Source organism: Acinetobacter stercoris, from assembly GCF_900323515.1.
Classification (GTDB): domain Bacteria; phylum Pseudomonadota; class Gammaproteobacteria; order Pseudomonadales; family Moraxellaceae; genus Acinetobacter; species Acinetobacter stercoris.
On the sequence record NZ_OOGT01000184.1, the window covers coordinates 1 to 8382 of the forward strand.

Annotated in this window: 7 protein-coding genes; 2 read left to right on the forward strand and 5 right to left on the reverse strand. The window is 36.9% G+C overall.

Features of this window, described 5'->3' with window-relative positions:
* Positions 1 to 561 precede the first annotated feature (561 nt).
* On the forward strand, positions 562 to 1836 hold the full coding sequence (gene gltA, locus KPC_RS15620; RefSeq protein ID WP_121975282.1) for a citrate synthase: 1275 nt from the start codon (positions 562 to 564) through the stop codon (positions 1834 to 1836).
* A gap of 46 nt (positions 1837 to 1882) precedes the next feature.
* Here gltA and KPC_RS15625 read toward each other — a convergent pair whose 3' ends face one another.
* Positions 1883 to 2779, reverse strand: a complete 897-nt coding sequence (locus KPC_RS15625) for a LysR family transcriptional regulator (RefSeq protein ID WP_121975283.1) — start codon at positions 2777 to 2779, stop codon at positions 1883 to 1885.
* A 109-nt stretch (positions 2780 to 2888) separates the two neighbouring features.
* On the opposite strand from KPC_RS15625, the gene KPC_RS15630 reads away from it, so the two are divergent.
* The gene (locus tag KPC_RS15630) at positions 2889 to 3920 is read left to right on the forward strand and encodes a zinc-dependent alcohol dehydrogenase family protein (RefSeq protein ID WP_121975284.1); all 1032 of its coding nucleotides are present in this window, start codon (positions 2889 to 2891) and stop codon (positions 3918 to 3920) included.
* 54 nt (positions 3921 to 3974) lie between these two features.
* Here KPC_RS15630 and KPC_RS15635 read toward each other — a convergent pair whose 3' ends face one another.
* From KPC_RS15635 to KPC_RS15650, 4 genes are all read right to left on the reverse strand, one after another.
* Entirely contained in the window at positions 3975 to 5585 is a 1611-nt protein-coding gene (locus tag KPC_RS15635) for a flavin-containing monooxygenase (protein WP_121975285.1), read from the reverse strand.
* Between the two features lie 10 nt (positions 5586 to 5595).
* Positions 5596 to 6444 (reverse strand): SDR family NAD(P)-dependent oxidoreductase, encoded by an 849-nt coding sequence (locus tag KPC_RS15640; RefSeq protein WP_121975286.1) that lies wholly within the window; start codon positions 6442 to 6444, stop codon positions 5596 to 5598.
* Between the two features lie 23 nt (positions 6445 to 6467).
* A complete protein-coding gene (locus tag KPC_RS15645; protein WP_121975287.1) occupies positions 6468 to 7424 on the reverse strand; it encodes a metal-dependent hydrolase in 957 nt (318 codons plus the stop codon).
* A gap of 398 nt (positions 7425 to 7822) precedes the next feature.
* Positions 7823 to 8382, reverse strand: a 560-nt coding sequence (locus tag KPC_RS15650) for a VWA domain-containing protein (RefSeq protein WP_121975288.1), incomplete at its 5' end; no start/stop codon positions are given.

An 8382-nucleotide genomic window follows, 5' to 3' on the forward strand; every position in this document is an offset into this window, starting at 1 on the left:
AAATATCACAATATGATTCTACACTCTAAAAATGCGCAAAAAAAATACATTTAACTGTATTTTTACCGCTTATTTTGGATGATTAATATACACAAAATGCTCAAGACAACTCATTTTTTAATCAATTGCTTGTTAAAATGAAAAAATTTATTTCAAGCTTTTTTTTAATCAATTTAGAGAATCATTTTAGATCAACTCAAATGTAAGTTATGAAATTTAGATACTTTTAGTCAGGATTAAAAAAATCCCTTTTATAGCCAAATTGTCTTGGCAATGACCAAAGTTCATCATAATTGTCATTTTTTGATATTTTTTTTTCTGCACCTGAAACGAAATTTGCCTTATTATACTAGCCCGATACTGTGATTACGCTCTCACCTACTTGTGATTTCACTGACTAACTCACTGTGGTGACGTCATTTTTTTATCCATAAGTATAATTGACAAAATTTCAGTACTCACTAATCTAATAGCAATTTTTGATAGGTCTGACTCGTAGCATTAAAAGATGATTACTTTTCGAGTCAGGTAAAATATCCACCAGGACAGGAGATCTATTGAATGTCTGAAGCAACTGGCAAGAAAGCCGTTCTAGAGCTTGATGGCAAAAAAATTGAATTACCAATTTACAGCGGCACATTGGGCCCAGATGTAATCGACGTTAAAGATGTGTTGGCCTCAGGTCACTTTACTTTTGATCCTGGTTTTATGGCTACAGCATCTTGTGAGTCTAAAATCACTTTCATCGATGGTGACAAAGGTGTACTTTTACATCGCGGTTACCCTATTGACCAGTTAGCAACTCAAGCTTCTTACTTAGAAACTTGCTATTTATTGTTAAGCGGTGAATTACCAACGGCTGAACAAAAAACTGATTTTGAAAACAAAGTGCGTAACCACACTATGGTTCACGATCAAGTAAGCCGTTTTTTCAATGGTTTCCGTCGTGATGCTCACCCAATGGCTGTAATGTGTGGTGTTGTTGGTGCTTTATCTGCGTTCTATCATAATGGTTTTGACGTTGAAAATGTTGACCACCGTGAAATCACAGCAGTTCGTCTTGTAGCTAAAATCCCAACTTTGGCTGCCTGGACTTACAAATATACAATTGGTCAACCATTCGTATATCCACGTAATGACTTAAGTTACGCTGAAAACTTCTTGTACATGATGTTTGCTACTCCAGCAGATCGTGATTACAAAGTTAACCCTATTCTTGCAAAAGCAATGGATCGTATCTTTACACTCCATGCTGACCACGAACAAAACGCGTCTACTTCTACAGTACGTTTAGCGGGTTCAACTGGTGCGAATCCATATGCATGTATCGCTGCTGGTATCGCTGCACTTTGGGGACCTGCTCACGGTGGTGCAAACGAAGCTGTATTGAAGATGCTTGATGAAATCGGCACAGTTGAAAACGTTGCTGGCTTCATGGAAAAAGTAAAAACTAAAGAAGTTAAACTTATGGGCTTCGGTCACCGAGTTTATAAAAACTTCGATCCACGTGCAAAAGTAATGAAAGAGACTTGTGACGAAGTGTTAAGTGCACTTGGTATCAACGATCCTCAACTTGAACTTGCGATGGAACTTGAACGTATTGCGCTTAGCGACCCGTACTTCATCGAACGTAAACTTTATCCTAACGTAGATTTCTATTCAGGTATCATCCTTAAAGCGATTGGTATCCCAACAGAAATGTTTACTGTAATCTTCGCTCTTGCACGTACTGTTGGCTGGATTAGCCACTGGTTAGAAATGCATAGCGGACCTTACAAAATTGGTCGCCCTCGTCAGCTTTATACTGGTGAAACACAACGCGATATCAAACGTTAATTCGTTAAATGCGTTCGACCAGAAACCACCCTTAAGGGTGGTTTTTTTATTGCATTGCTATAGATAGCTCATGAACTAATAAATCCAGAATAAAGCGTATTCTACATGGTAAATATTTTGTAGTTCGCCATACAATATTAACATCTATTCCATAGCCCTGAGTTTCTGGGCAAATCGTCACAAGTTGTCCTGCTTTTAACTCTTTTTTGACTAACCATGTAGGTAACCATGCGATACCTAAACCTTGTTTAGCAGCATAGATTAGTGCAGGCAAATCATCTAGTTGTATACGTCCATGCGGTAAATATTGAACAAGTTGACCATTTTGATATAACTTCCAAGGTAAAATCCAGTCTCCTCGACTGTATGCCAATAAATTATAGTTTTTTAAATCGTCAATATGATTAATATTGGCCTGATTTAAAAAATCAGGTGAGCAGCAAAGCTTCATTTTTTGCACACCAATCTTTCTGGATTTTAAATCAAATGTGTCTTCTAACTGCCCTGTCCGAATTGCAATATCATAACCTTGTGTATATAAGTCAACCACTTGATCAGAAAATGATACTTGTATTTCAAGTTCAGGGTTGTCTTTCACATATTGCGTAATGATAGGCATAACACATTGCTGTCCCAGCAAATGTGGAACACTGATCCTTACTTTGCCAATCGGTTTAAGTGTGTGCTGTTCAAAATATTGTGTCGCACTCTCAATTTCATTCAAAGCGCTTTTACAATGCTCATAAAATAATTGTCCTTCCCGCGTCAAATTCATTTTTCGTGTAGTACGATGGAAAAGTTGAGTATTTAATCGCTGCTCCAGTCTTGTAATGATTTTTGCAACAGCAGAACGTGATAAGTTTAATTTTTGAGCTGCAATAGTAAAGTTTTCTGATTCAGCCACATAAACAAAGGCATATATACCATTAAGTTGATCAGTCATAATCGCACATTTGATGAATTTTATTCACCAATATGAAGAAAATATACCCGATATTCAACCATTGTTTCTAAGTTATGCTGTATTTATCATGATATAAAGAGAATGAAATATGGCAATTTTAACTCGGCAGTGGTCTATAGATTCAAATGTAAACAACAAAATATCAATCACCACAAAACAACTTCCAGAAATTGCGTCAAATCAAGTTCTGATTAAAGTTCATGCAGTATCCCTGAACTATAGAGATAAATTAGAAATCGAAAATTTTGATCCTGCCAAGATCAGGCATCCATATGCTTTAGCTTCAGATATGGCAGGTGAAATCATTGCGATAGGCTCTGGCGTTACTCAGTTTGCTATTGGTGATAAAGTCATCAATAGTTTTTTTAATGAATGGTTTGATGGTAATTTTCACGGCAAGATTGATCATACCATTGGAACTTTTGGTTCAAGTAAAGTTGATGGGGTGCTATCAGAATATATCGTCGTAGCGGTAGATTGCCTCGTTAAAGCACCTAAAAATTTATCTTATATTGAATCAAGCACCCTCACATGTGCTGCTGTGACTGCCTGGGAAGCTTTAATAGAACAAGGACACCTAAAAGCAGGAGATACAGTTGTAATCCAGGGCACAGGTGGTGTCGCAGTTTTTGCTTTACAGTTTGCATTAGCACATGGTGCTAATTGCATCATGATTTCCAGTGATGATGGTAAATTAGATCAATTAAAAAAGTTAGGAAATTTTCAACGTATCAACCGCTCTATCACGCCTGAATGGCATCTTGAAGTCTCCAAGTTAACAGACAATTATGGTGCTAACCATATCCTGGAGCTTGTCTCAGGTAGCAACCTTAACCGATCAGTTTCTGCTGTTAGCTTCCATGGAAATATCTATCTGATTGGCGTACTTGAAGGTTTTGAAACCAGTATTAATATTCATCCATTATTATTTAAGAAACCAAAATTACATGGTATAGGTGTTGGTTCACGGCAAACTTTACAAAATGTCGTTACTGCGATAGAAACTTTAGACCTCAAGCCATGGATTGATCATGTCTATGCTTTTGATGAAGTTCCCATTGCATTTGAACATTTAAAACATGGTGCAGTAGGTAAAATTGTTATCAGTGTATCAAAATGAATATAAAATAAAAAAGTCACTCGGTTTGAGTGACTTTTTTGATAAATCCAAGGATCATAAAACAATATCATAGTGTTTAAGATCCAGGTCTACTAACTCTTCTTTGAGTTTCTTTAATGACCATGGCCAAGCAGCAAAGTTTTTCCCATTTTCATCCAGATAATAACTTACACATCCTCCTGTATTAAATACAGTTGATTTCAGCTGCTTTTGAACTTTTTCATTGTGCTTTTGCAAGACATCCTTTTTGATTTCAAATCGACTGAATTGTAACTCTTTCATTTTCAATAATCCGCTTAGAATATAGTCAATTTGCGCTTCAGCAATCCCGATGAAAGAATCATAAACCAGAATATTTGGTCCAAGCACCAAAAATGCATTTGGTACATCTTGCATACTCGCTCCCAAATAAGCTTCAGGAGAACTATTTTTCCAGACCTCAGACAATATTTCACCTTTAGCATTTGCTATTTTGCTGCCAATTGGCGGATGTGATACATCAAACCCAGTTCCCCAGATAATGACATCAACCTCATGACGCTCTCCATTTGCACCAATCACGGTATTACCATCAATTTCAACCAAGCCGTGTGCAATCACTGTAGTATTATCTGCTTGCAAAGCCGGATAATAATTATTTGCAAACAAAATGCGTTTACACCCAATTAAAAAGTTTGGTGTCAATTTTTCGCGTAATTCAGGATCTTTTACTTGCTTTTTCAGTAATTGGCGACTTAAAAAATTAGCAGGCTCTAAAAGCTTTGGATTACGTAAACCAACATTAATAACATTCAACGTTGTTGCTACTGCACCACGCCATTTTTCCTGAATTTTTGGATATTTTTCGACCCATGATTTAGCCTTCTCTCCAAGTTGCATATCAGGTTTTGGCAATACCCACGGAGCTGTACGCTGAAATACATAAAGCTCTTTGGCTAAAGGCTGGATCTGAGGAATAAACTGAATTGCAGATGCACCTGTTCCAATCACTGCAATACGCTTGCCTGTAAGGTCATAATCATGATTCCACTTTGCTGAATGGAACATTTCTCCCTTAAATGTCTCAATACCCTTGATCTTGGGAGTCTGAGGTTCTGTTAAAGGACCTGTAGAGAAAATAACAGTTTTTGCAAGATATTGCCCCTGGGCTGTATCCAGAACCCACTGTTTCTTTTCTTCATCCCAACGTGCTTTTTCAAGCCCATTATTGAACTGGATTTTCTCACCTAAATTGAATTGTTCAACGACACTTTCGAGATAGTCCAGAATTTCTGGTTGACGGGCAAATAAATGGCTCCATTTACTACTAGGTGCAAATGAAAAAGAATACAAGGAAGACGGGACATCACAACCACAACCAGGATAGGTATTTTCCCTCCAGGCTCCTCCTACTCTAGCCGCACGTTCTAATACAATAAAGTCATCATAGCCTGCCTGAGTCAGTTTATATGCAGCAGCAATACCAGAAATGCCTGCACCTACAACAATTGTGTCATAAACATGTACATCCGCAGCTTTCTTACGTGCAGCCGTCCTTTTAGCTACAGTTTTTTCAGTGCTATTTGTATCCCCATTCTGTGATGTAGTTGGTGTTGATTCTGGTGAAGTTGCCTGATCAACATTTACATCTTCAGGCTTTAAGTCAAGTACAGTATCTGTAGTCATCTCATTTCTCTTATTGTTTTACATATTTAGCAAATAATGGATAGCCTATCCCCAACATTTTTGCATACAAGCTTGGTGAAGCTCTTTTTAAAATCCAGAACAGCTTTGCATCTGGCTGAGGGATGGTATACAGCTTATTTGCATCCAGATTATCCAATGTCAAAGTCGCCACCTTATCACTTGTGGTAAAAGCATGATTCATTAACAAATCATCAGCCAATCCCGAATAGCGTTGAGGCAAACGACCATTTTTCATAATATTTGTCGGCACTAATGTCGGACATAGTACGTTCACACGAATATTGGCACTTCTAAGTTCAGCAGAAAGCGTTTCAGATAATGCCAATACGCTTGATTTTGTAACGTTATATGCTGTCATTTCAGGTGCTGCCGTATAACCAGCTGCCGAGGCTACGTTGATAATTGCACCCGAGCCCTGCTGCTTAAACTTTGGAACAAAGTAATGACAACCATGTATAACTCCCCAAAGATTGACATGCATACACCATTGCCAATCCTCTAAAGATACTTCTTCAAATTTCCCCCCCAAACCAACACCAGCATTATTTATCAATAAAGTCACGGCGTGATTCATGAGTTTTTCAGCATCTATTGATAGCTGCTCAACCTTCTGTTTATTCCCAACATCACACTGTATGGCAAAAGCTTGTCCAGAATATTTTTCCTGTATTAATTTAGCGGTCTCAGTTGCCGCATCCAGATTAATATCGGCACATACTATAGTACCGCCACGTTTTGCGAGTTCTAAGGCAAAACTACGACCAATACCGCTACCTGCACCTGTAACCACAGCATATGCATTACGACTCGGCTGCACTTTTCTTGAAAATATTCCCATACATATTCCTTTATTGTTTATATTTAGACACGAAGTGCAGGTATAAATTCCTTAGTAAGATATGGTGCCAAGACACCATCTTCTGGATTTAACAAAGTCTTTTTGTAATATTCCAAAAACTCGGAAGTATCGTGATCATTTGGATGAAAATCAGGGCGTAAATAGTCAAAAATATGTTTTAAAGTACTGCCGTATACACCGTCTTTCAGACCAAAAATAAGACTAAAACTCCGTGGAATATCTTTCCAATAAGATAAGCTAATCAAGTTCGACGGTTTGCGATAAAAAGGTACAAGTAATGATGCAACTGAAATCAAAACCAAAATTGTAATAAGCGCGGGAAAGAAACCTGCTATACGCAATGCATAATTATTTGAAATTGTTTGAAAAACATCATAAGCAATATCCTTATGCTCTGACTCCTCGAGCATATGCCACATCCAGATTGCACGCTGTTTTTCATCTTGAGATCTGAAGAAAATTTCTTCATGATTCATCATATATTCAGCAAGTACCGCTGTAAAATGTTCAATACCAGCCATGAGTGACAACTTCATCGGCTGTGGCAGACGGTTAAAACCATAATCAAATACATAGCCTGCCAGAGTTCTAAATAGCTGAACAGGCAGATCAATTTGTTCAAATGCATCATTTAATTCATTGTGCATTTTAGAATGAATCGCTTCTTGTCCAATCAAAGAAGTCACACGTTGCTTTAATAAAGGATCTTCAATCAAATCACGATGATAACGTGCAGTATCAATCACTAAATCTTCACCAAAAGTCAGAAAAATCGAAAGTGAAGCAAAATATGCACTTGCAAGTTCTGCATTTAAAAAGAATTTAGGATCGATTTTTTCTGGCTCAAAATCAAATTTCATGTGCCGAATCGGAATGATTGAAGATTGTTTATCTAAACTAAAAGGCGCAGCAGCAAAAACTTTAGAAAATGCTTTTTTAAATGGTTGAGCTAATAACATGGCTATACCCTTTCTCATGACAATTTACCCAAACATGCAACTGTTATAAATTTGCACTTCCGTTTGATAAATGTGCCTCAGTATGAATAATTTGATCAAAAAGTACGTCAGTTACTAAGATTTGCCATTGGCATGAAATATCGTGCAGATTTGCAAAAAATGACTTTCTGGATTTTTGTCAGACAATTTAGGGGTGATTTTTTCATTTTAAGCCGAAATAATATCAATATAGGACACAGCTTTTTTCAAAGAAAAAGCTTTTTTTTTAAATCTTCTTATAAATAATTAGAGTCAGTTTACATTTTCCAGAAATGGAAATGTAATATTCGCTGAAATTGAGTAAACAAAGTTTAAACCCAGAAGAACCACGAGACAATTTTCGAATTTCAAACCAATGTCTAGAAGACCTCCGTAACTGTGCCTGTCTGTGATTGATAAATCCACTGATGATCAAACAATCCAGAATTTAGATGTTCAAATTTTAGATTACCGATAGCAACAGCATAAAACCCATTTCCTTGCTGTTTATAGTGTTCTATTTCATTCATTAACTCTTCTGGTAATCGCCCCATAATAAAATCTGAAATAACGACAATGTCTGCATTTCTAAACTGATTATCTTCCAGCATTTCAACAGCATGAGATATGGCAGGCAAAATATCTGTTCCTCCATGAAATGATTGACTTAGAAAATAAATCAACTCATCTAACGAATGTTTTTTTTGTAATTTTAATGCTGTCAAATTTGTAGAAAAGTTAATCAGATACATGACTCTTTTAGTCTTTAAAGCCTGCATAGAAAGATAAAGTGTAATCGCTTTGGCAATCAGCTCAGGTTGTCCATGCATAGAACCACTGGTATCCAAACAAATAATCATCGGTCCTTTTTGACCTACTTTTCGTTGTTTTTGTCGAGGATCTTCCAGTACACGTCCAGTGTGTATTCCCTGTATATTAA